Source organism: uncultured Mucilaginibacter sp., assembly GCF_903893715.1.
Lineage (GTDB): Bacteria > Bacteroidota > Bacteroidia > Sphingobacteriales > Sphingobacteriaceae > Mucilaginibacter.
This window is the reverse complement of the sequence record NZ_CAITNG010000127.1, coordinates 1-21590: the sequence shown is the minus strand read 5'-3', so window position 1 is coordinate 21590 and position 21590 is coordinate 1. Positions and strand designations below refer to the sequence as shown.

At 46.2% G+C, this 21590-nt stretch carries 21 protein-coding genes and 1 other RNA gene; 13 read left to right on the top strand and 9 right to left on the bottom strand.

What is annotated here, in order from left to right; genetic code table 11:
* The first annotated feature begins 77 nt into the window (after positions 1-77).
* From QZX97_RS14560 to QZX97_RS14535, 6 genes are all read left to right on the top strand, one after another.
* Complete coding sequence (locus QZX97_RS14560) at positions 78-1364, top strand: citrate synthase (protein WP_295652110.1); 1287 nt, start codon at positions 78-80, stop codon at positions 1362-1364.
* A gap of 79 nt (positions 1365-1443) precedes the next feature.
* Entirely contained in the window at positions 1444-2568 is a 1125-nt protein-coding gene (locus tag QZX97_RS14555; RefSeq protein ID WP_295652108.1) for an alpha/beta hydrolase-fold protein, read from the top strand.
* 30 nt (positions 2569-2598) lie between these two features.
* Complete coding sequence (gene dinB / locus QZX97_RS14550; RefSeq protein WP_295652107.1) at positions 2599-3705, top strand: DNA polymerase IV; 1107 nt, start codon at positions 2599-2601, stop codon at positions 3703-3705.
* Between the two features lie 97 nt (positions 3706-3802).
* Complete coding sequence (trxB, locus tag QZX97_RS14545; RefSeq protein ID WP_295652105.1) at positions 3803-4759, top strand: thioredoxin-disulfide reductase; 957 nt, start codon at positions 3803-3805, stop codon at positions 4757-4759.
* A 98-nt stretch (positions 4760-4857) separates the two neighbouring features.
* Positions 4858-5418, top strand: a complete 561-nt coding sequence (locus tag QZX97_RS14540) for a lysozyme inhibitor LprI family protein (protein ID WP_295652104.1) — start codon at positions 4858-4860, stop codon at positions 5416-5418.
* 50 nt (positions 5419-5468) lie between these two features.
* Positions 5469-7097 carry a carboxyl transferase domain-containing protein gene (locus tag QZX97_RS14535; RefSeq protein WP_295652102.1) on the top strand — a complete coding sequence of 543 codons (1629 nt, stop codon included), beginning with the start codon at positions 5469-5471 and terminating at the stop codon, positions 7095-7097.
* Between the two features lie 85 nt (positions 7098-7182).
* Here the strand turns inward: QZX97_RS14535 and QZX97_RS14530 are convergent, their stop codons facing one another.
* Both QZX97_RS14530 and QZX97_RS14525 read right to left on the bottom strand, forming a co-directional pair.
* On the bottom strand, positions 7183-7485 hold the full coding sequence (locus QZX97_RS14530; protein ID WP_295652100.1) for a YciI family protein: 303 nt from the start codon (positions 7483-7485) through the stop codon (positions 7183-7185).
* 13 nt (positions 7486-7498) lie between these two features.
* On the bottom strand, positions 7499-8584 hold the full coding sequence (locus QZX97_RS14525; RefSeq protein WP_295652098.1) for an alpha/beta fold hydrolase: 1086 nt from the start codon (positions 8582-8584) through the stop codon (positions 7499-7501).
* Positions 8585-8787: 203 nt separating this feature from the next.
* Here QZX97_RS14525 and QZX97_RS14520 point away from each other — a divergent pair, with 203 nt between their 5' ends.
* The 3 genes from QZX97_RS14520 to QZX97_RS14510 are packed head-to-tail and all read left to right on the top strand — an operon-like array spanning position 8788 to position 11148.
* Positions 8788-9945, top strand: a complete 1158-nt coding sequence (locus tag QZX97_RS14520) for a galactokinase (RefSeq protein WP_295652096.1) — start codon at positions 8788-8790, stop codon at positions 9943-9945.
* A gap of 3 nt (positions 9946-9948) precedes the next feature.
* Positions 9949-10476: an RNA methyltransferase gene (locus tag QZX97_RS14515; protein WP_295652094.1), complete on the top strand. Its 528-nt coding sequence runs from the start codon at positions 9949-9951 to the stop codon at positions 10474-10476.
* Positions 10477-10491: 15 nt separating this feature from the next.
* Positions 10492-11148, top strand: a complete 657-nt coding sequence (locus QZX97_RS14510; protein WP_295652093.1) for a YdeI/OmpD-associated family protein — start codon at positions 10492-10494, stop codon at positions 11146-11148.
* Between the two features lie 224 nt (positions 11149-11372).
* Here the strand turns inward: QZX97_RS14510 and dnaJ are convergent, their stop codons facing one another.
* From dnaJ to QZX97_RS14485, 5 genes are all read right to left on the bottom strand, one after another.
* Positions 11373-12533 carry a molecular chaperone DnaJ gene (gene dnaJ / locus QZX97_RS14505; protein WP_295652091.1) on the bottom strand — a complete coding sequence of 387 codons (1161 nt, stop codon included), beginning with the start codon at positions 12531-12533 and terminating at the stop codon, positions 11373-11375.
* Between the two features lie 87 nt (positions 12534-12620).
* Positions 12621-13226, bottom strand: coding sequence for a nucleotide exchange factor GrpE (locus QZX97_RS14500; protein ID WP_295652135.1), 606 nt, complete (start codon positions 13224-13226; stop codon positions 12621-12623).
* 717 nt (positions 13227-13943) lie between these two features.
* Positions 13944-14627, bottom strand: a complete 684-nt coding sequence (locus QZX97_RS14495; RefSeq protein ID WP_295652087.1) for an ATP-binding cassette domain-containing protein — start codon at positions 14625-14627, stop codon at positions 13944-13946.
* A 5-nt stretch (positions 14628-14632) separates the two neighbouring features.
* Positions 14633-14836, bottom strand: a complete 204-nt coding sequence (locus tag QZX97_RS14490) for a fructose-6-phosphate aldolase (RefSeq protein WP_295652085.1) — start codon at positions 14834-14836, stop codon at positions 14633-14635.
* A gap of 221 nt (positions 14837-15057) precedes the next feature.
* On the bottom strand, positions 15058-16128 hold the full coding sequence (locus QZX97_RS14485; RefSeq protein ID WP_295652083.1) for an acyl-CoA reductase: 1071 nt from the start codon (positions 16126-16128) through the stop codon (positions 15058-15060).
* Between the two features lie 106 nt (positions 16129-16234).
* Between QZX97_RS14485 and QZX97_RS14480 the strand changes: the two genes are divergently transcribed.
* Together QZX97_RS14480 and QZX97_RS14475 are read left to right on the top strand one after the other, a co-directional pair.
* Positions 16235-16588, top strand: coding sequence for a 4Fe-4S dicluster domain-containing protein (locus QZX97_RS14480; protein WP_295652081.1), 354 nt, complete (start codon positions 16235-16237; stop codon positions 16586-16588).
* A 67-nt stretch (positions 16589-16655) separates the two neighbouring features.
* Positions 16656-17408: a C40 family peptidase gene (locus tag QZX97_RS14475; protein ID WP_295652079.1), complete on the top strand. Its 753-nt coding sequence runs from the start codon at positions 16656-16658 to the stop codon at positions 17406-17408.
* Between the two features lie 113 nt (positions 17409-17521).
* Here the strand turns inward: QZX97_RS14475 and QZX97_RS14470 are convergent, their stop codons facing one another.
* The gene (locus tag QZX97_RS14470; protein ID WP_295652077.1) at positions 17522-19435 is read right to left on the bottom strand and encodes a long-chain fatty acid--CoA ligase; all 1914 of its coding nucleotides are present in this window, start codon (positions 19433-19435) and stop codon (positions 17522-17524) included.
* A 125-nt stretch (positions 19436-19560) separates the two neighbouring features.
* Here QZX97_RS14470 and QZX97_RS14465 point away from each other — a divergent pair, with 125 nt between their 5' ends.
* On the top strand, positions 19561-20793 hold the full coding sequence (locus QZX97_RS14465) for a pyridoxal phosphate-dependent aminotransferase (protein WP_295652075.1): 1233 nt from the start codon (positions 19561-19563) through the stop codon (positions 20791-20793).
* Positions 20794-20908: 115 nt separating this feature from the next.
* Positions 20909-21276, top strand: a transfer-messenger RNA (tmRNA) gene (gene ssrA, locus QZX97_RS14460).
* Between the two features lie 69 nt (positions 21277-21345).
* Here the strand turns inward: ssrA and QZX97_RS14455 are convergent.
* The coding region (locus QZX97_RS14455; RefSeq protein ID WP_295664745.1) for a hypothetical protein at positions 21346-21590 on the bottom strand (245 nt) is incomplete at its 5' end.

Below are 21590 nucleotides of genomic sequence, written 5' to 3'. Positions count from 1 at the left end.
ATTTTTACAAATCCAATAGAAGACGACCTATAAAAGTACGCAGATTTATTTACATTTGCGAATACAAATACACCTCTATGTCAGATACAGTACAACTAAAAATTGATGATAAAACCTACGAATTGCCCGTTGTAAAGGGCACCGAAGATGAATTGGCTATTGATATTACGAAGCTTCGCGACCTGACAGGTTATGTTACATTAGATATTGGTTACAAAAACACCGGCGCCACAAAAAGTGCCATTACTTTTCTCGACGGTGAGGTGGGTATACTAAAATACAGAGGTTACCCGATCGAACAGCTAGCCGAGAAATCCAGCTTTTTAGAAGTTGCTTATCTGCTGATATACGGCGATCTGCCGACCGCTGACCAAATTGGTAATTTTCAAAAGCAGATTAACCATCATACGTTGGTGCATGAGGATATGAAGAAGTTTTTCGACGGCTTCCCTTCCGATTCGCACCCGATGGGTCAGTTGACCACACTGGTAAGTTCGCTTTCGGCCTTTTATCCTGATTCACTAAAACCCATTCAAACGGCGCAGGATGTTAATAATACCATCATCAAGCTGCTGGCCAAAATGACCACCATCGTATCGTGGATTTATAAAAAATCGATGGGGCATCCGGTGATATATCCGCAAAACAAATACGACTACGTTACCAATTTCCTGCATATGACATTTGGTCAGCGTACCGAAGAGGTAACCATCGACCCGGTTATTGTGGATGCCATGAACGTGTTGTTGATATTGCACGCCGATCACGAGCAAAATTGCTCAACTTCAACTGTGCGCATTGTAGGTTCGTCCGAGTCTAACCTGTATTCTTCAGTTTCGGCGGGTATTTCGGCATTGTGGGGCCCGCTGCACGGCGGTGCCAATCAGGCGGTAATCGAAATGCTCGAAAAAATAAAAGAAGACGGCGGCGATACCGATAAATGGATAAACAAAGCCAAAGACAAAAACGATCCATTCCGCCTGATGGGCTTTGGCCATCGCGTATACAAAAACTTCGATCCACGCGCCAAGATCATCAAAAAAGCTTGCGACGATATTTTAGAAAAATTGGGTATAGACGACGAAGTGTTGAATATAGCCAAACGCCTGGAAGAGGTGGCCTTGAAAGACCCTTACTTCATCGAGCGCAAGCTGTATCCAAATGTTGATTTCTATTCAGGCATCATCTACCGCGCCTTAGGCTTCCCAACCGATATGTTTACCGTATTGTTTGCCTTAGGCCGTTTACCGGGATGGATTGCCCAATGGAAAGAAATGAAAGAGAACAAAGAACCCATCGGCCGCCCGCGCCAAATTTATGTAGGCGCTGTGGATAGGGACTATGTACCTATCGATAAAAGATAAACGCTGGCGTTCAGCTAATTTAAATGCCCTCGATATATCGGGGGCATTTTTTGTTTACAGGGTTTACTACATTTGATAGATGAAACGCATCCTCCTTTTTATATTATTAATCAGTAGTATCGCCACGGCACAGGTAAAAGTTACCTTTAAAGTGACCATACCGGCATCAACCCCCATTCCCGAAACCGTTTACCTTGCGGGAAGCATGAACGGCTGGACTGCCGCGGCGAAAGATTGGCAGTTAGCCGCAGCTTCCGCGGGTGTATACCAATTGAACGTTTCCATACCCGCAGGCGCCTACGAATACAAATTTACCCGCGGCGATTGGAACAAAGTGGAATGTTCTGCCACCGACGCACCCATCGCTAACCGTACCCTTCACGTTCTGCATGATACCATCGTTATGCTAAATATTGCCGAATGGCAGGATAAACACCCCATCGAAAAAAAGCATACAGCAAGTGCCAATGTACATATCATCAGCGAAAAATTTGATATACCGCAACTCGGCCGCCAGCGCAGGGTATGGATTTATTTACCGTCGGGATATGCTTATGGAAAAGCCAAATATCCGGTAATTTATATGCAGGATGGCCAAAACCTTTTCGACGAATTAACAGCGGGCTATGGGCAGGAGTGGGGCGTTGATGAGTTTATGGATTCCCTGAAAAATGGTCAGCAAGCCATAATCGTCGGCATCGACCATGGCGGTAATTACCGTATTAGTGAATACGACCCATACGACTCGCAATATGGCAAAGGCCAGGGGGATGATTACTCGCGCTTTTTGGTGGAAACATTAAAACCCTATATCGATAGCCACTATCAAACCCTACCCGATGCCAAACACACTACCGTAGCCGGCAGCTCCATGGGGGGCCTCATCAGCATGTACGCCGCCCTCAAATACCCTAGGGTTTTCGGCAACGCGGGTATATTCTCGCCTTCTTTTTGGATAGGGTCGCAAATTTACGACTACGCTAAAGCAAACGCCAATAGCGGCACTCGCTATTATTTTGTTTGCGGCGACCAGGAAAGCGAAAAAGAAGTAGCCGATATGCAAAAGATGGTCGATATCCTCAAATTTAAAGGTTCACCCGAAAAAAATATCCCGGTTACCATCATTAAAGGCGCGAAGCATAACGAGGTACAATGGCATGGAGATTTTCCTGCGTTTTACGATTGGTTGATGAAGATTAAATAAGCCCCTTAGCCTCTATATTTGTTCAGGGCAATGGAAATCCAACCTACATATCCCATCCGAAAAATTATCCATATCGATATGGACGCGTTCTATGCGTCAGTTGAGCAGCGTGATAACCCGGAATACCGCGGCAAACCCATCGTGGTAGGCGGTCCGCCCGAAGGCAGGGGTGGGGTAGTGGCTACCGCCAGTTACGAGGCTCGTAAGTTTGGCATCCGTTCGGCCATGCCTTCTAAGAAAGCTTTACAGCTTTGTCCGCATGCCATATTCGTAAGGCCGCGCTTTGCTGCTTATAAAGAGGTTTCTAATCATATCCGCGAAATATTTAGCCGTTATACCGACCTCATCGAACCGCTTTCGCTGGACGAGGCCTATCTCGATGTAACCAACGACAAGTTGGGTATCGGTTTAGCCATTGATATCGCCCAACAAATCAAACAAGCCATCAAAGACGAGTTGCAATTGACGGCTTCGGCCGGCGTATCCGTCAATAAATTTGTTGCCAAAATTGCGTCTGACATGAACAAGCCCGACGGCCTCAAGTTTATCGGCCCCTCAAGTATTGAAGCTTTTATGGAAACCCTGCCCGTCGAGAAATTCTTTGGTGTAGGCAAAGTTACAGCCGAAAAAATGCGCAACATGGGCCTGCACACCGGTGCCGACCTGAAACGCTTATCGGAAGATGAATTAACCCGCCATTTCGGTAAATCGGGCAAATTCTATTATAAAATTGTACGCGGCATTGATGAGCGCGAAGTACAACCCAACCGCGAAACCAAATCGATGGGGGCGGAGGATACTTTTGCCTACGACTTAACTACCGAAGAAGAAATGTACGCCGAACTGGAGAAAATTGCCCAAACTGTAAACAACCGCCTCCTAAAATACGACCTGAAAGGCCGCACCATTACCCTAAAAGTAAAATACGCCGACTTTAAACAAATTACCCGCAACCAATCCTTCCCCAGCCCCGTTGGCGATTTTGAAACCATATCGGCCACAGCAAAACAACTATTGTTTCATTCTGGTATTGATGATGTTAAAGTAAGGTTGCTCGGCATTACGCTTTCCAACTTTGGCGAACCAACACGAAAGCAAAAACCAGAGAAGTTGGATGGGCAGTTGGAATTGTTTTGACTTATATTCCAACCTTAACTAATGGCAATATCCTGACCATCAGCTATTGCCCGGCTCCGCTTAAAAACGTAACTTTGCGGAATAATACCTTACACCAATGCCCGAAGAACTTGAACACGTAAAATGCCTCATCATAGGCTCCGGCCCGGCTGGTTATACCGCTGCCATATATGCCGCCCGTGCCGATATGAAACCTGTTTTATACACAGGTATGTTGGCCGGAGGCCAGCTCACCCAAACAACCGATGTAGATAATTTCCCCGGTTACCCGAACGGCATTTTAGGTCCCGAAATGATGGAAGACCTGCGTAAGCAGGCCGAACGTTTTGGCACCGATATCCGTTTTGGCTATGTTAGTTCGGTTGATTTTTCGGCCTTGCCGCATAAAGTGGTAATCGACGAAGTAAAAACCATCCTTTGCGATACCGTTATTATTTCTACGGGGGCATCGGCCAAATGGCTGGGATTAGAATCAGAACAAAAATATAATGGTTTTGGCGTTTCGGCATGTGCCGTATGCGACGGTTTCTTCTTCCGCGGTCAGGATGTAGCCATCGTAGGCGCAGGCGATACCGCCGCCGAAGAAGCTACTTATTTAGCAAAACTATGCCGCAAGGTATACATGCTGGTTCGCCGCGATGAGTTCCGTGCATCAAAAGCGATGGTACACCGCGTGCAGCATACCAAAAACATAGAGATCATTTACAATACAGAAACCACCGAAATATTAGGCAACGAAACCGGCGTAACCGGTGTACGCACCCTCAATAACAAAACGCAGCAAGAGCGTATTTTGGATGTAACCGGCTTTTTTGTGGCCATTGGCCATACCCCGAACACCGAAATATTTAAGGGTTGGATAAAAATGGATGCCACAGGATATATTATCACCCATCCCGATTCGACCCAAACAAACGTAGAAGGGGTGTTTGCCTGCGGCGATGCCCAGGACCATATTTACCGCCAGGCCGTAACAGCTGCCGGTACAGGTTGTATGGCAGCTTTGGAAGCCGAGCGTTACCTTGCTGCCAAAGAGCACATCGTAACCGCATAAAGTTGCACAGAACAAGAACTGAAAGCCCTCCCGATAAAATCGGGAGGGCTTTCGTTTTTATAAATAATATCCCATTTTTGATTTCTATCAATTGCTTCATGAAAAACTTTCTCTTACCAATCTTACTACTCGTTACGGCAACGGTTTTTGCACAAAAAACTGACTACCCAAAAGAAGTAACGCCCGAAATCGCGAAAAAAATAAACGCCAAAATTGAAAATGAGATACCCGCACTGCTAGTTAAGCTGGAAAAAAATAACAGGGAGCGTACCGATAAGTTTGACGAAGGCATAAAGTTTGGTGTTGACACGTTTAAAATAGAACGTTACTTTGAAGAATACATGAAGGTTGATTATTCAACAGCAGGTAAAGAAAGCGCCTGCAACCAAGCCGCAGATAAATACGACGCGCTGATGAACAGGTATTACAAACTGTTGATGGCCAAATTAAAGCCTAAAGACAGGCCGTCGCTCATCGCCGCGCAAAGGAGTTGGATTGCATTCAGGGATAATGAGTCGAAATTATTTGATGTATTGTGCAAAGACGCATATTCAGGCGGAGGGACCAAGGAAAATATTGCCATGGCTGATCATTATTATACGCTTGTTAAAGAAAGGACCTTAAAACTGTTTGAGTATTATGCCGGTTTATACAATTAACTAATCCCGTAAATTTTCCTCAACTTTAGGCCTTCCAATTACCGCCTTTTATGAATATCGATTTTAACAAGAACGAGGATATCAACAAACAATTAGTTTACGAGCTAAAAACCAAACTCAAAAAAGTATTTGCCGGTGGCGGCGAAAAAGCGGCCGCCAAACAAAAAGAAAAAGGCAAAATGCTGGCCCGTGAGCGCGTTGCTTACCTCATTGATAAAGATAAACCCTGGCTCGAAGTTGGCGCTTTTACCGCCGAAGGCATGTATGCTGAATACGGTGGCTGCCCATCGGCAGGAGTGGTGTGCGGCATAGGCTATGTTTCGGGCAGGCAATGTGTTATTGTAGCGAATGATGCTACGGTTAAAGCCGGTGCCTGGTTCCCAATGACAGCAAAAAAGAACCTGCGCGCGCAGGAAATAGCCATGGAAAACCGCTTGCCCATCATCTACCTGGTCGATTCGGCTGGTGTGTTCTTGCCTTTGCAGGACGAGATATTCCCGGATAAGGAACACTTTGGCAGGATATTCCGCAACAACGCCATCATGAGCAGCAGCGGTATCATCCAGATATCGGCCATTATGGGCTCCTGCGTGGCAGGGGGCGCTTACCTGCCTATCATGAGCGATGAGGCCATGATAGTTGATGGTACAGGTTCTGTGTTCCTGGCGGGATCGTTTTTAGTGAAATCGGCCATAGGCGAGGATGTAGATAACGAAACCTTAGGCGGTGCTACCACCCATTGCGAAATATCAGGCGTTACCGACTATAAAATGCCCAACGATGCAGCCTGTCTCGATGCCATCCGTAACATTATGGATAAAGTGGGCGATTACAATAAAGCCGGTTTTGACCGTACAAAACCCGCCGCCCCTGCACTTAAGGAAGAAGATATTTACGGCATCATCCCCGAAAACCGCGAAAAGCCGTACGATATGATGGAAATCATCAAACGATTGCTGGACGATTCCGCTTTTGAAGAATATAAAGAAGGTTATGGCCATTCCATTATTTGCGGTCTGGGCCGTGTGGATGGCTGGGCGGTGGGCATTGTAGCCAACCAGCGCATCGTTATCAAAAACAAAAAAGGCGAAATGCAGTTCGGCGGGGTTATCTATTCCGATTCAGCGGATAAGGCCACCCGCTTTATCATGAACTGTAACCAAAAAAAGATACCGCTGGTTTTCCTGCAGGATGTTACCGGCTTTATGGTGGGTAGCCGCTCCGAGCAGGGGGGAATTATAAAGGACGGTGCTAAAATGGTGAACGCGGTAGCGAACTCCGTTGTACCAAAATTCACCTTCATTATCGGCAACAGCTACGGCGCGGGCAACTACGCCATGTGCGGCAAAGCTTACGACCCACGACTCATCTACGCCTGGCCATCGGCCAAGCTGGCCGTAATGGGTGGCTCTCAGGCAGCTAAAACGCTGTTGCAGATGCGCACATCAACCATGATAGCCAAAGGGGAAGTCATCACCAAAGAACAGGAAGACGAACTGCTAAAAGAAATAACCGACCGCTACAACACCCAAACCACCCCATACTATGCCGCCGCCCACCTCTGGGTAGATGGCATCATCGACCCGCTCGAAACCCGAAAGGTAATATCCATGGGCATCGAAGCCGCCAACCACGCACCGATTGAAAAAGCTTTTAATGTAGGGGTGATACAAACATAGTTGATTTCGAATTTCGAATGTTCGATTTCGGATTTGTTTTTTTACATCTTCCATCTTACGTCTTCCATCTTCCATTAAATAGGGATTAATTCACCTGTGTAGAATACACCACCCTAAACGGTTTCACCTCCACCGTTTCCCAAACGCCGGCGGTAATGTATATTTCCCTTTTTTTCCATGCTTCCAATTCTTCCTCGGTCTCAAATTGCAGCACCATTACTGAGCCTATCATTTTTCCTTCATCGTCTAATATGGCACCGCCCATAATATAGTTATTGTTGGCTTTTAATTCCTTTGCGCCCTCAAGGTGCTGGGGGCGTACGGCCATGCGGCGGTCTATAGCGCCTTCGTCGGTATGGTCGTAACCGGTGATGATGTATTGTTTCATGGGCTAAATGTACTTATTGGTTGATGAAACTACCGATGTTTTCATTTAAAAACTTCAAGTCGGCGGGGTTACTGCCCGCACCGGCAGTATGCCCCCAAAGCGAGGGGATGGGTTTAAATACCACATGTGGTATAAAAGCCTGCTCGTACTTCGCATCATTTATCGGGAAATACAGGTCCGTTTCTGATGGCATATACATAAACGGCACCTTGATGGATGCCAGTGCCTTTTCCACATCGCCGTTAAAGCCGGGGGTATTGCCCACGTTGTTTTGCTGCCAGGTGCGCATCTGTAATATCAGGTTATTGGCATCGGCACCGGGGATAAAATGTTTGCGGTAGTTATCCACTACCTGCTCAAAAGTGGTGCCCGGCGGCGTATTGGTACGCCAAAGTTCCTTTCGCCACCATTCCTGCGAGTACAGCCATCCCGTCCATACCATGCCGAAGGCCTGCAAGCCTTTTTCGGGGGGAGCGGTATAATCGCCGTTATTAAAGGTGGCGTCAGCGGTAAGAGCAGATATCTGCCCTTCTAAGCGTACAATACCATGCCCGTATGTTTTGGCTGTGCCCGATGTGGCCACGATTTTATCCGCGAATACCGGGTAACTAACGGCCCATTGAAAAGCTTGCTGCGCACCCATCGAAAAACCGATAATAGCCTTCAGGTGCGTTATTTTCAAATCTTCCAGCAATAGTTGATGGACGGCTTCTACATTATCGCGAATGTTCATGATGGGGAAACGTGGCCCGTGAAAAGGCTCAGGCGTGTTGCTCGGCGACGAGGAATGTCCGTTGCCAAATAGCTCAGTGCAAACAATGAAGTATTTCGCGGTATCCAGTGCCCTTCCCGGGCCTATAAGCCACTCGTAACCATGGTGGTCGGCCATATAATGCGAGGGGCAAAGGATGGCATTGTCGTGCGCGGCATTTAAATGCCCGTAAGTACCATATATAATATGCGCTTCGGGCAGCGTAATACCGGCCTCGTTCTTAAAGTTTTTGATGATGAACTCCTGTGCCACGGAATGGTCGACACGGCGAGCGTTTTGCGCGAAAGCACCGGGGGCCAACAGAAGCAGCAATAATATTTTTTTCATATAATCGGATAAGTCAGCTCAATATACAGATAAGCACCAATATATGTCGACCATGCGCCATCGTTGCTTCAAAAATTACAAAGCATAAACATGTATAAGTGTTAAGCATACAATATTAAATTTTTTGAGCATATTTGGTGCTCATACAAAAATCGATATCTCTTATCAAAACCAATTGATAATGAGTAAAATAGAATACGCCGATGAAAGCAAACCTGAAACAAGAGTTTAAAAACCGATATAACAAAGAAGCAACCCATACCTTTTTTTCGCCGGGGCGTGTTAACCTTATCGGTGAGCATATTGACTATAACGGCGGCTTGGTAATGCCCTGTGCCATTACTTTGGGTACTTATATGCTTATCGCGCCCAACAGCGATAAAGTGTTCCGCTTTAAAAGCGTAAATTTTGAAGAGCAACTGGAAATACCTTTGCAATCATCCTACACCAAATCGGGCGAGGAATGGTTCAATTACCCTTTGGGCGTTATCAATTACCTGATCGAAGGTGGTAAAGAACTGGGCGGTTTGGATATGCTCTATTACGGCGATATACCCATCGGTTCGGGCTTGTCTTCATCGGCTTCTATCGAAGTGGTTACCGCTTTCGCGTTCAATCAGCTGTTCAATTGCGGCTTGACCAAACTGGAACTGGTGCTCATATCAAAACGCGTAGAAAACGAGTTTATCGGCGTAAGCAGCGGTATTATGGACCAGTTCGCGGTAGCATTTGGCGAAACGGACAAAGCCTTGGTTTTGAATTGTGATACCTTGGATTACGAAGCCGTGCCCACCAACCTCGGCGACCATCTGCTGGCCATCATCAATACCAACAAACTGCGTAAACTGGCCGAATCGAAATACAACGAGCGCGTGCAGGAATGCCAGACCGCGCTCAAACAATTACAGCAAGAGCTGGATATCGCCAACCTCTGCGACCTGGATTCCGCAACCTTCGAACTACATAAACACCTCGTAACTGACCCAACAGTATTGAAACGTGCTACTCATGTGGTTTACGAAAATCAACGGGTAAAACAGGCAGCCAAAGCGTTGTCGGAAAACAAATTGGAAGAATTTGGCCAACTGATGTACGCCAGTCACGACTCGCTAAAAAACTTGTACGAAGTAAGCGGAAAAGAACTCGACTGCATTGCCGAGTACGGCAAAACTGACCCCAATGTAATTGGCGCGCGAATGACCGGCGCGGGCTTTGGCGGTTGCGGTATCGCGATAGTAAAAAAAGACAGCCTCGAAACCTTTATTACCAAATTTACACTCTATTACGAGTCGAAAATAGGTTACGCGCCCTCGGTATATGCCTCGCTGATAGGCCACGGCGTTAGCGAATTGAAAGACTAAACCATGCGCAAACTCAAATTAGACGAGCTAAACCGTGCCACCGTTGCCGAATTTAAAACGCAGCAAAAATTGCCGGTGGCAGTGGTGTTGGACAATGTGCGCAGTTTGCATAACGTGGGCTCCATCTTCCGTACATCCGATGCTTTTGCTGTAGACCAGGTTTGCCTTTGCGGGATAACCGGCACACCACCCAACCGCGAGATAGAAAAAACTGCCTTAGGCGCCACACAATCGGTAAACTGGAAGCATTTTGCTACCACAATGGATGCGGTTAACCATCTCCGCGAAAGCGGTTACCTCATCATCGCCATCGAGCAGGCCGAAAACAGCACCATGCTCAATGAGTTCATTCCCGAAAAGGATAAAAAATACGCCCTCATCTTCGGGAACGAAGTAAACGGGGTAGATGAAGACGTAATGCAGCATATTGATGCCTGTATAGAGATACCGCAGTTCGGCACCAAACACTCTTTTAATATTGTTGTATCGGCAGGTATTATTCTGTGGGATTTGTTTTCTAAATTTAGATAAAAATTTAGAAGCACCATGAATGCACTTGCCAAAAAGCTGCTCATCAAGCCCGATGCGAGCTGGTTGTTTTACAATGTTCCCGCCGAATGTATGGAGCAACTGCAGCCCTTGCCAGACGGGTTGAAAGCCACTACCGCAGTAGGGGGTGCTGTCAATGGTATCCTGTTCTTCAGCACCAAAAGGGCGCAACTGATAGAACAACTGACCGCCTTAACGCCAATTATTAAAGATGAAACCGTGGTTTGGGTATGCTACCCCAAAAAAAGCTCGGACATGGATACCGATTTGGCCATGATGCAATGGGACATGCTGCCTACGTTTAACCTGGATGCCGTGGCAAACGCCGCCTTTGATGATACCTGGACCTGCGTGCGTCTGCGCCATTTAGGTCTGCGCAAAAGCTCGGGTATGGCTTTAGCCGATATCAAACAAAACGAATACGGCCAATATATTGATGTAGATAACAAGATCATCACCCTGCCGCCCGACGTGCAGGAAGCCCTGCAAGCCGAACCCGCGGCCTACCAAACTTACGAAAAACTGACCTGGTCGCATCGCAAAGAATACATCATGTGGATTGTCGGCGCCAAGCAACAAAAAACCCGCGATGCTCGGCTTGAAAAAATGGTAGAGATGTTGCTGAAAGGGAAGAAGAACCCGGCGGAGAAATAGACGTAAGAATCAAGAGGCAAGAATCAAGACATATAACCATCGCGTCATTGCGAGGCACGAAGCAACCTCTGCGCGACAGTCACACCACGTAGATCATCGATAAGCATGTGTAGAGGTTGCTTCGCTACCGCTCGCAATGACGCGTTATTAATGAAAAAGCCCGAAACCATAAGTTCCGGGCTTTTAAAAACCTTTCAGCTTTCTGCTTTTAGCTTTCAGCTATTTTATTCAAAATACTCCTTCATCCGTTCAAAGAAGCTTTTCTCATTCTTTCCGGGGTTCGGTTTAAAATTGGGCGAGTTTTGCAGTTTTTCCAGCAGCTCGCGCTCTTCGCGGCTCAGGGCCTTTGGTGTCCACACGTTAATGTGGATGAGCTGGTCGCCGCGATGGTACGAGTTTACTTCGGGTACGCCTTTGCCTTTTAAGCGCAGCATACGGCCGCCTTGTGTGCCCGGGTCTATCTTTATTTTCGCTTTGCCGTCGATGGTCGGTACTTCAATACTGGTGCCCAAAGCGGCATCAATAAAGCTGATGTGAAAATCGTACACCACGTTGTTGCCATCGCGTTTCAGGGTTTCGTGTGGTATCTCTTCTATCAGGATAATGAGGTCGCCGGGTACACCGCCGCGCGGGGCAGCATTACCTTTGCCACCCATGCTCAGTTGCATACCTTCGCTTACACCGGCAGGTATGTTGATGCTGATCGTCTCTTCGCCGCGCACTACGCCATCGCCATGGCAAACAGTACATTTCGAAGTGATCTGTGTGCCTTCGCCGTTACAGGTAGGGCAGGTGCTGGTGGTTTGCATCTGGCCTAAAATGGTATTGGTTACCCTGCGCACCGCGCCTTGCCCACCGCAGGTTTTACAGGTTTGGAACAATGAACGGTCCTTAGCCCCTGTACCATCGCAGGTAGTACATACTACCTGTTTGTTCACTTTTATCTTCTTTTCGGCACCGTTGGCAATTTCTTCCAGCGTTAAGCGTACTTTAATGCGCAGGTTGCTGCCTTTGGCCACACGCCTGCCGCCACGCTGCTGACCCCCACCGCCAAAAAAGCCTTCAAACGGACTGCCACCGCCAAAAATGTCGCCAAACTGGCTGAATATGTCGTTCATATCCATACCGCCCGCGCCATATCCGCCGCCGTTAGGCGAACTTGCATTGGCCGCATGGCCAAATTGGTCGTAACGGGCACGTTTATCGAGGTTGCTTAAAACTTCATAAGCCTCGGCAGCTTCCTTAAAGTTTTCTTCGGCTTCTTTATCGTCCGGGTTTTTATCCGGGTGATACTTGATAGCCATTTTACGATACGCCTTTTTTATCTCATCGGCCGATGAGCCTTTCGGTATCCCAAGAATATCGTAGTAATCTCTTTTTGCCATTTATTTTATTGATCGATTTAGAGATTTATTGAATGAATGATTGAGCTTAAAACCACTCAATAAATCAATCACTCAATAAATCAATCATTAATTCCCTACAACAACTTTTGCAAAGCGTAACACTTTGTCGTTTAAATAATAACCTTTTTCAAGCTCGTCAACCACTTTGCCTTTCAGCTTGTCGCCGGCGGGTATGTTGGTAATGGCCTCGTGTATATCGGCATCAAAGGGCTGACCTTTGGTATCCATTTCTTTTACGCCTTTGGCTGTTAAAATATGTTTTAGCTTGTTTTGTACCAATGCTACACCCTCTTTTACGGGGATAACGTCGGTAGCGGTTTCCATCGCTTTCAAGGCACGGTCAAAATCATCCATTACCGGCAATAGCGACGCCAAAACATCTTTGCCGCCACTTAGCAGCATTTCCTGGCGCTCTTTAGCGGTGCGGCGACGGAAATTATCAAATTCCGCGTACAAACGCAAATATTTATCATTTGCCTGTACCAATTGGTCTTTTAGTTTTTCTTCGGCAGATAATTCCGGGCCGGCAGATGGCTGCGGTTGTTCCTGCTCTTCATTTTCGTTATCCAGCTCCATATTCTGTTGGGCTTCGTTCACCTCTTGCATCTCGTCCATAAGCTCGTTCAGATTTTCGGGAGCCTCGGTAGTCTCCTTTTTTTTCTTCTTCAACATGTCGTTAAAATTCATATCAGGTCGGGCAAATCAAGTATCCTGCCATTCGCTATATCGCGACAAGCTGACATAATTAAGTTAATAGTAGCAGTAGCAGTGGCAGTTTTAGCTTGCGGTGGCAGTTTTTTCACTGACAGGTTTATTCATTACCCAGACGAAAGCGAGTTGCCAAAGCGGGTATATTGATGTTGTTCCAATAGTTAGTAGTATATGAAATACATTGTAATTAAAATCAACTAATTGAAAGGTAAGAATGAAATAAAATGATGCGCAACTTGGTATCGCACTAATAACTCCAACAAAAATCAATGTCGATATTGTTCGGTATAAATTAATTTTTTCCAATACAAGAATCTGATAAGATATCGATAATATCATTGAACCAACACATCTCGAATAAAGGATTTTAAACGCGTCAAAAAGTGGAGAAGGAGTTGGAGTTTGATAATAAACCCTACTTAGCAAGAAACATCCTAAATAAGATATTCCGGAAATTAAAATAAAATAAATCCCCCTTGTCTCTTTTTCCTTATGCGTATTTCTTGCAAGGCTATATCCGAAAATGAAGCCTGGAAGTAACGTCACTACGAATAACGCGAACCAACCCCACTTGACCAGCATAAACAAGAGGGAGTAGGCCATAATACTTAAGCCAACAATTACAGCCCTCTTATATTCTTTTTTTACTGCCACTGCAACTAAAAACTGCTTCTAAAATCAGGCAATCTGCACATCCTCCAACACTTTCCCATTATCGCACTTAATAATGCGCGAAGGGAAGGCGCGGATGATCTGGTAATCGTGCGTGGCAACCAAAACGGCTGTACCGCCCTGGCTGATCTGTTTCAACAGCATCACCAGGTCTTCCGATGTTTCCGGGTCGAGGTTACCGGTAGGTTCATCGGCCAAAATAATTTCCGGGTCGTTCAGCAAAGCACGGGCAACCACCACGCGTTGCTGCTCGCCACCCGAAAGTTCGTGCGGCATTTTGTTTATTTTTGAGCGCAGGCCAACTTTTTCCAATACGTCGCGGGTACGTTCGGCAATCAGGTTTTTGTCGGTCCAGCCGGTGGCTTTCATTACAAACTCCAGGTTCTGGGCAACGGTACGGTCGGTCAGTAACTGAAAATCCTGGAAAACAATGCCCAGCTTGCGGCGTAAAAAAGGCACTTCCTTGGTCGAAAGCGTTTTCAGGTCGTACCCGCAGGCATGGCCTTCGCCACTGTTCAGGTGCAGGTCGCCATAAATAATTTTGAGCAAACTGCTTTTGCCTGAGCCTGTCTGCCCGATGAGCCAAACAAAATCGCCTTTATCCACATGCAGGTTTACATTGCTGAGCACTAAGTGTTTTTGCTGAAAAACATCAACATTCACTAATTTTATAACCGAGTTACCTATCATCTTCTCTAAAGTTCAAGTTTCAATATCTGCCCGAAAGGCAGGTCTTTTACCACATTCATAATATAGTCGGCCTTATCGGCCAAACCAATTTTATCCAGCGATTTATCCGGCCTGTCGACCCTGAAATAAGCCAGCAAGGTAAATTTATCATCGCGCAATTGTACATAATCGGGTATTTTGGCAACGCCTTTTACTTTGATGATGTACATAGGGGTAAAGGTAGTAATTTGATTTCGGATGTCGGAATTTCGATTTCGGATTTTGCCCTCTGCGAAACTCTGCGCCTTCTCTCTCGGTGAACTCTGTGGTAAAATCAGCACAATACTCTAACCACAGAGGTAACAGAGTTTTGCACAGAGAAACACGGAGAGGAGTGTACCGGCTATATGCTAATTCATTTGCACATCTGCACATTCCCAAATTCGCACATTTATAGCGCAGCCAAAAACGCCATCGTATCCACACCATCAGCATAATCCCACAGTTTAGGTTGCTGGCTTTGGCCGAAGCCAACTACCTGGTTGCTTTGGTTTAACGGGATACCGCTCACAATACATTGGATGTTATCGCTCAGTTCGGCAAGGCGTATCTGGGCATCGTCCAGGTCATCATAATATTCAAAATACAGTACCGCGAGGGGAGAGGCCAGGCGCTCATCTTCTTTCACCAGCAAAAAGCCGTTATCCAGGTGCTTATCGCCATTCACCAGGTAAATGGATTTGTTGTAATCGTAGTTATTATTGTATTTGTGGTGGTTGATGATGGGCTGATACGGCTCTATCGACTCAAAAAATGGCACAAAATCGTAAGCTTTCGGCACCAATACTTTCGATACGTTGCGACACCCCAAACCAAAAAAGTCAAAAATATCATGCCCAAGCATAAACAATTGCTCCCGGCTTTCTTTACCAGTCAATAGGGCCACACTGTTCCTGTTTTTGCGGATGATGTTGGGCACCTTGCCAAAATAATACTCAAAATACCGCGAAGTATTGTTGCTGCCCGTAGCAATAACGGCATCGAAATCAGCTAAACGGTCGATAAAACTAAAGCTGTCGGCATACTCGGGCGCCAATTGTACAAATAGGCCAAGGATATATTTGATAAGCCGCGAGTCGTTGGATGATGCCTTGATCAAGGCATGATGCCCCGAAGCAATAACACACAACACATCATGAAAACCAACAAGAGGGATGTTGCCCGCCAATATCAGGCCGACTTTTTTGATGTCGGATGTCGGATGTCGGATGTCGGAATTTTCGTTTTCCAATTTCTGACTTCTGACTTCCGACTTCTGACTTCCTAACCAAGTAGCCAGGTCTTCTTCGTTCAACATTGCCCCAATCGCTTTCACCGCATTCAGTGTATTCTCGGGTGTAAACCAGGCGTTATAATGATGTTCGTTGTCGATAATATCAAGCAATTCATCATCAGGATTGGTTAATTTGAGGCCGAGTTCGGATAGACGACCAATTAAGTATATTTTATTTGCTTTTGACATATTTATGGCACGGGGTTTAATTGCAAAGCGGATTTTTTCATATCTTTGCGCCTTGAAATGCCGAGTGGCAAAGGTAATTTTTAGTAAATATATTTTTTAGAAAAACATGGCAATTATAATCACTGACGAATGCATCAATTGCGGAGCTTGTGAGCCGGAGTGCCCTAACAATGCGATATACGATGCAGGCGCCGCATGGCGCTTCTCAGATGGTACTGGTTTAAAGGGAGTTATCGATTTTGGTGATGGCGTTACAATAAATGCAGAGGAAGCACAAGCTGCTATAAATGATGAGGTTTATTACATCGTACCAGATAAATGTACCGAGTGCGTTGGCTTTCACGATGAGCCGCAGTGCGCTGCCGTTTGCCCGGTTGATTGCTGTGTAGACGATGAAGACGTGCGCGAAACCAAAGAAGAACTGCTGGCCAAAAAAGAATGGCTGCACATGAACGAATAATATTTTTTAACAGATATAAACGAAAGGGAACGCATTGCGCTCCCTTTTTTTATTATAAATTTGTTGCATGGAATACGGCATTTGTAACCTCGCCATTGTACCCCTAAGGACCGACCCCCGTCATCAAAGCGAATTGGTTTCACAGCTTTTGTTTGGCGAAACTTTCGAAATTTTAGAGCGCGAAGGTGATTGGGTAAGCATAGTGAGCACCTTTGATGGTTATCATGGCTGGATAAGCCACCTCCAATTTGCGCCGATAGATGCCTATCAATTAATGACCGGTAGTCCGTCGGTAATAACCAAAGCCATTGTAACCGAAGTAGTGAAAGTAGCCGATGGTTCGGTGCTGTATTTGCCCTTTGGCAGTTCTTTGCCTTTTTTTGAAAATGGGCAATGCTTTATTGGCGACGACGCATTCAGGGTGGCGAAAAAACAACATCCTGAAAGTTTGACAGATATGGCCAAATCCTTTTTAAATGCGCCTTATTTATGGGGCGGGCGCACCCATTTTGGTGTCGACTGCTCCGGCTATACCCAGGCCCTGATGCGTACCCAGGGTGTAAACCTGATGCGGGATGCCTGGCAACAGGCAGGGCAGGGTAAGGTAGTCGATTTTTTACAGGAAGTTAAACCCGGCGACCTGGCCTTTTTTGATAACGAAGAAGGACGCATCGTTCACGTAGGAATGATGTTGGACGACAGCCTGGTTATCCACGCATCCGGCAAGGTTAAAATTGACCGTGTTGATGGCCAAGGTATATACTCCAACGAGTTGAAAAGGTACACGCATAAACTGAGGATTGTAAAGCGATTTTTGTAGGATAAGAAGGTCATGCCGAACTTGTTTCGGCACCCCATCATACAGGTAGGCACCCTGCAATTTTTGCTACTTGGCGCGTGAGTTCCCGAAACAAGTTCGGGATGACTTGTGTTTTATTCCGCCTCCACCTCCTGCAAGTACATCTCATCTATCGCGTCGGCATATTTCTTTTCTATCACCTTGCGTTTGGCTTTCATAGTTGGGGTAATTTCGCCTTCGTCCATGCTGAATGGATTGCGCTTTACCTTAAAGTTTTTGATGCGCTCAAACTTGGCCAGTTCGTTCGATAGTTTGCGGATGTCTTGCCCGATCCATTCTACAATTTCGGGGTCATCAATAAAAATATCCGGTTTTTCGAAGTATTCGTCGTCCAGGTTAAAAGTTTCCTGCAAAGTTTCCCTTGCGGGGATAACGATGGCCGTAATGTATTCGCGCTTATCGCCGATCAAAAACATACCTTCAATTTTAGGGCTTTTCAGGTAAGTGTTTTCAACAGGGGTAGGGTAAACGTTCTTACCGTAAGCATTTACCAGCATGTTTTTCAGGCGGTCGGTAATTTGCAGGTTGCCCTTAAAAAAGCGGCCAATATCGCCGGTATGGAACCAGCCATCCTTATCAATAGCAACGGCGGTGTCCTGAGGTTTATTCCAGTAGCCTTTCATTACGCAATGCCCGCGAACAATGATCTCACCCTCTTCCGATTCAAAATCCTCTTTAAATGATTCGTGGGTTTGTATGGTATAGATATGCCCCGTCTCAACGTTTTGTATTGCCACCTCGATGCCCGGTATAATGCGGCCAACGGTACCGTACACCTGACGGTGGTATTCGGTTACCGACATTACGGGCGATGTTTCCGTCAAACCAAAGCCCTCCAATATTTTAATGCCCAAATCGCCAAAAAACTCGCCGATATTTTTAGGTAAAGCGCCACCGCCCGATATCATAAATTTTAAGCGCCCGCCGGTACGCTCTTTTATCTTACTGAAAACCAGTTTTTCGGCCAGTTTATATTGCTGTCGCAAAATGAAGTTTGCCTTTTTTCCGCTTTCATATACCAATCGGTATTTTCTGCCGATCCCTAATGCCCAAAGGAATATTTTAGCCTTCGCACCGCCAGCCGATGTGCCGTTTTTCATGGCTTTATCGTGTATGCGTTCTAACAAACGCGGTACGCAGTTCATCACTGTAGGGCGTACTTCGCCCATGTTTTTGGCCAACAGGTCGAGGCTTTGCGCGAAGGCTATTTTACAGCCTTTTGCCAAACAAACGTGGTAAGTTGCGGTGCGTTCAAATACATGCGAAAGCGGCAAAAACGACAGGAAAGTTTCGTTCTCGTCAATAACCGGTATCTGGTCCAAACAAACCCGCACGTTCTCCACCAAATTGGAGTGGGTGAGCATTACGCCTTTTGGCGTACCGGTAGTGCCGGATGTATAAATAAGGCAGGATAAGTCGGACGGGATAATGGCCTCGCGGTAAATATCGATTTGTTTTTTGTGTTTTTCTACAATGCCCAAGCCTTCATCGATCAGCGCCGTCAAACCGATTACGCCCGCATTCAGGTTGATTTTTTCGGTATGCTTTGCAAAATCATCAAAAGCGGGGATGATGCGCATCAACTCGGGACAGTTATTGGCTATTTTTACAATCTTACGCAGCAAAAACGGGCTGCCCACCAACAAGGTACGCGCTCCCGAGTCGTTCAAAATATATTCGATATCTGCTTCCGAAAGGGTAGGATAGATGGATGTATTTACCGCGCCTATTTGCTGTAGTGCCTGGTCGTAATACAAATAATCGGGTCCATTTTCGATAATCAACCCGAGCCTGTCGCCTTTTTGTATGCCAATGTCGAGAAAATAAGCCGATATGGCATCGATTTTTACAAGGGCTTCGCGGTAGCTGATGTCCACCCATTCATCGCCAACCTTGTGTACCATAAAGGTGTTGGTATCGGGGTGTATGTTGGCTACGGTATTGCGGATGAGGCTGGGGACGGTCGAATCTTTGGTTACCGGGTTCATCTATTGGTGTGTTTATATCAGTACAAACAAAAATCAAATTTATGTATTTGCCGTTAAATACAAAAGCCCCGTTTTTTTGACGATGGCGCGCTCAAATTTTGTTTGCCAAATTTGTACTTTTGCACATGCCAAAAATTTCACAAAAGGGTATAGTTGTACCCGCATCGCCCATCCGCAAACTATCGCCCTTTGCCGATAAAGCAAAGCGCGAAGGAAAAAAGGTTTACCACCTCAATATCGGCCAGCCCGACATTGAAACCCCGGCGGGCATGCTCAATGCCATTAAAAATATCGATTTTAAGGTTTGGGCCTATACCGCGTCCGAAGGTACGGCATCGTATCGCACCAAGCTGGCAACGTACTACAATAAATTGGGCTATAACATTACGCCCGACCAGATATTGGTAACCACCGGCGGATCGGAAGCGATCATCGTTAGTATGATTTCCTGCCTGGACCCGGGCGACGAAGTGATCATCCCCGAGCCGTTTTACGCTAACTACAACAGTTTTGCCTGCCAATGCGGCGTGGTGGTGAAGCCAATCCTGTCGTACATCGAAAATGGGTTTGCCTTACCGGCGATAAGTGAATTTGAAAAGCTGATTACCGATAAAACCAAGGCCATCATGATTTGCAGCCCCAATAACCCCACCGGGTATTTGTATTCGGAAGAGGAGTTGCTGGCTTTAAAAGCACTGGTGTTAAAACACGACCTGTACCTGTTTTGCGATGAAGCTTACCGCGAATTTTGTTATGATGGTTTGAAGTTTACCTCGCCCATGCATTTGGATGGGTTGGACGAGAATGTGATCGTGCTCGATACCGTGAGCAAGCGTTACAGCGCCTGCGGTGCCAGGCTGGGCTGTATCATCACCAAAAACAAAGAAGTTTACCAGGCGGCCTTAAAGTTTGCGCAGGCAAGGTTAAGTCCGGGCATGGTGGAGCAAATAGCCGGAGAAGCCGCTGTGGATACACCCGACGAATACTTCACCGCTGTTAATGCGGAATATACCACGCGCCGCAATTTAGTGGTGGAGGCTTTAAATAAAATGGATGGCGTATTTTGCCCTAACCCGGGCGGCGCGTTTTATGTGGTGGCGCAATTGCCTATTGACAATGCCGATAAGTTTTGCCAGTGGGTATTGGAGCATTTTGAATACCAAAACCAAACCGTAATGATGGCCCCTGCAACAGGCTTTTACAGCACCCCCCGCGCAGGATATAATCAGGTGCGTATGGCTTATGTACTGAATACCGATGATTTAAGCAAAGCTATGGAATGTTTGGAGAAAGCTCTGGAGGCATATCCGGGGAGGGTTTTCGAGGAAGAAGCAGAAAGCTTAAAGCAGAAAGCATAAAGCTTTTGAATGGGACTTTGATATGTTTTTAGCTTTGTGCTTTCGGCTCTAAGCTAAATAAGCGTATCTTCGTAAGCTTTTAGCTTTATCCTTCGTAGCTTTCTGCTCCAAAAATGGGGTCGACCGGAATTGACAGGATGGAGATAAGTAGGTAAGCATGCAGCGCGTTGGGTGAATTAGCGCTTTAATCTGAACGCTCAACTTTCAAATGGCGAAAATCAATTTGCCTTAGCTGCTTAATTTAGAATTAACCAGCTTTTGTCCCGCCGGTGTTCTGTTTCATTGAACCGGCAACCGGGGCACCGACAAATGAAACTGGCCATGCTAAAGGTGCGACAAGCAGGCGAGAACAAGCACCTAAGGGAGTAGTACAGGTGATCGGCTGACCTTCTGCTTCCCCTACAACCTAACAGCAGATAAGCATGTAGAAAGCTTACCTTATACCATGTTTGGACGAGGGTTCGAATCCCTCCGGCTCCACTTAAAAGCCCTTAGATTTGTTTCTGAGGGCTTTTGTTTTAAAGGCGTGGATGCCACGCGATAAAGCTTTCGCTATAATACCTTGATAATATTCACCGGGCAGGCTTTCGCTACTTCGAGTGTTTGTTGGTGATTGTTATGGCTTAACACAAATATAAACACGTCCTTTTTTGGGGTTGATTTTGCTGCGAACCTGAAGGCTGGGGAATCCCAAGGGCAGTGGTAACAATCCACGAAAAGAATCCCCTCGAAAGATTTGGCAAATCCAGACGGTCTTGACATTGCGGTCTCAAGGTCAAAGCACGTGAATCCTTCAC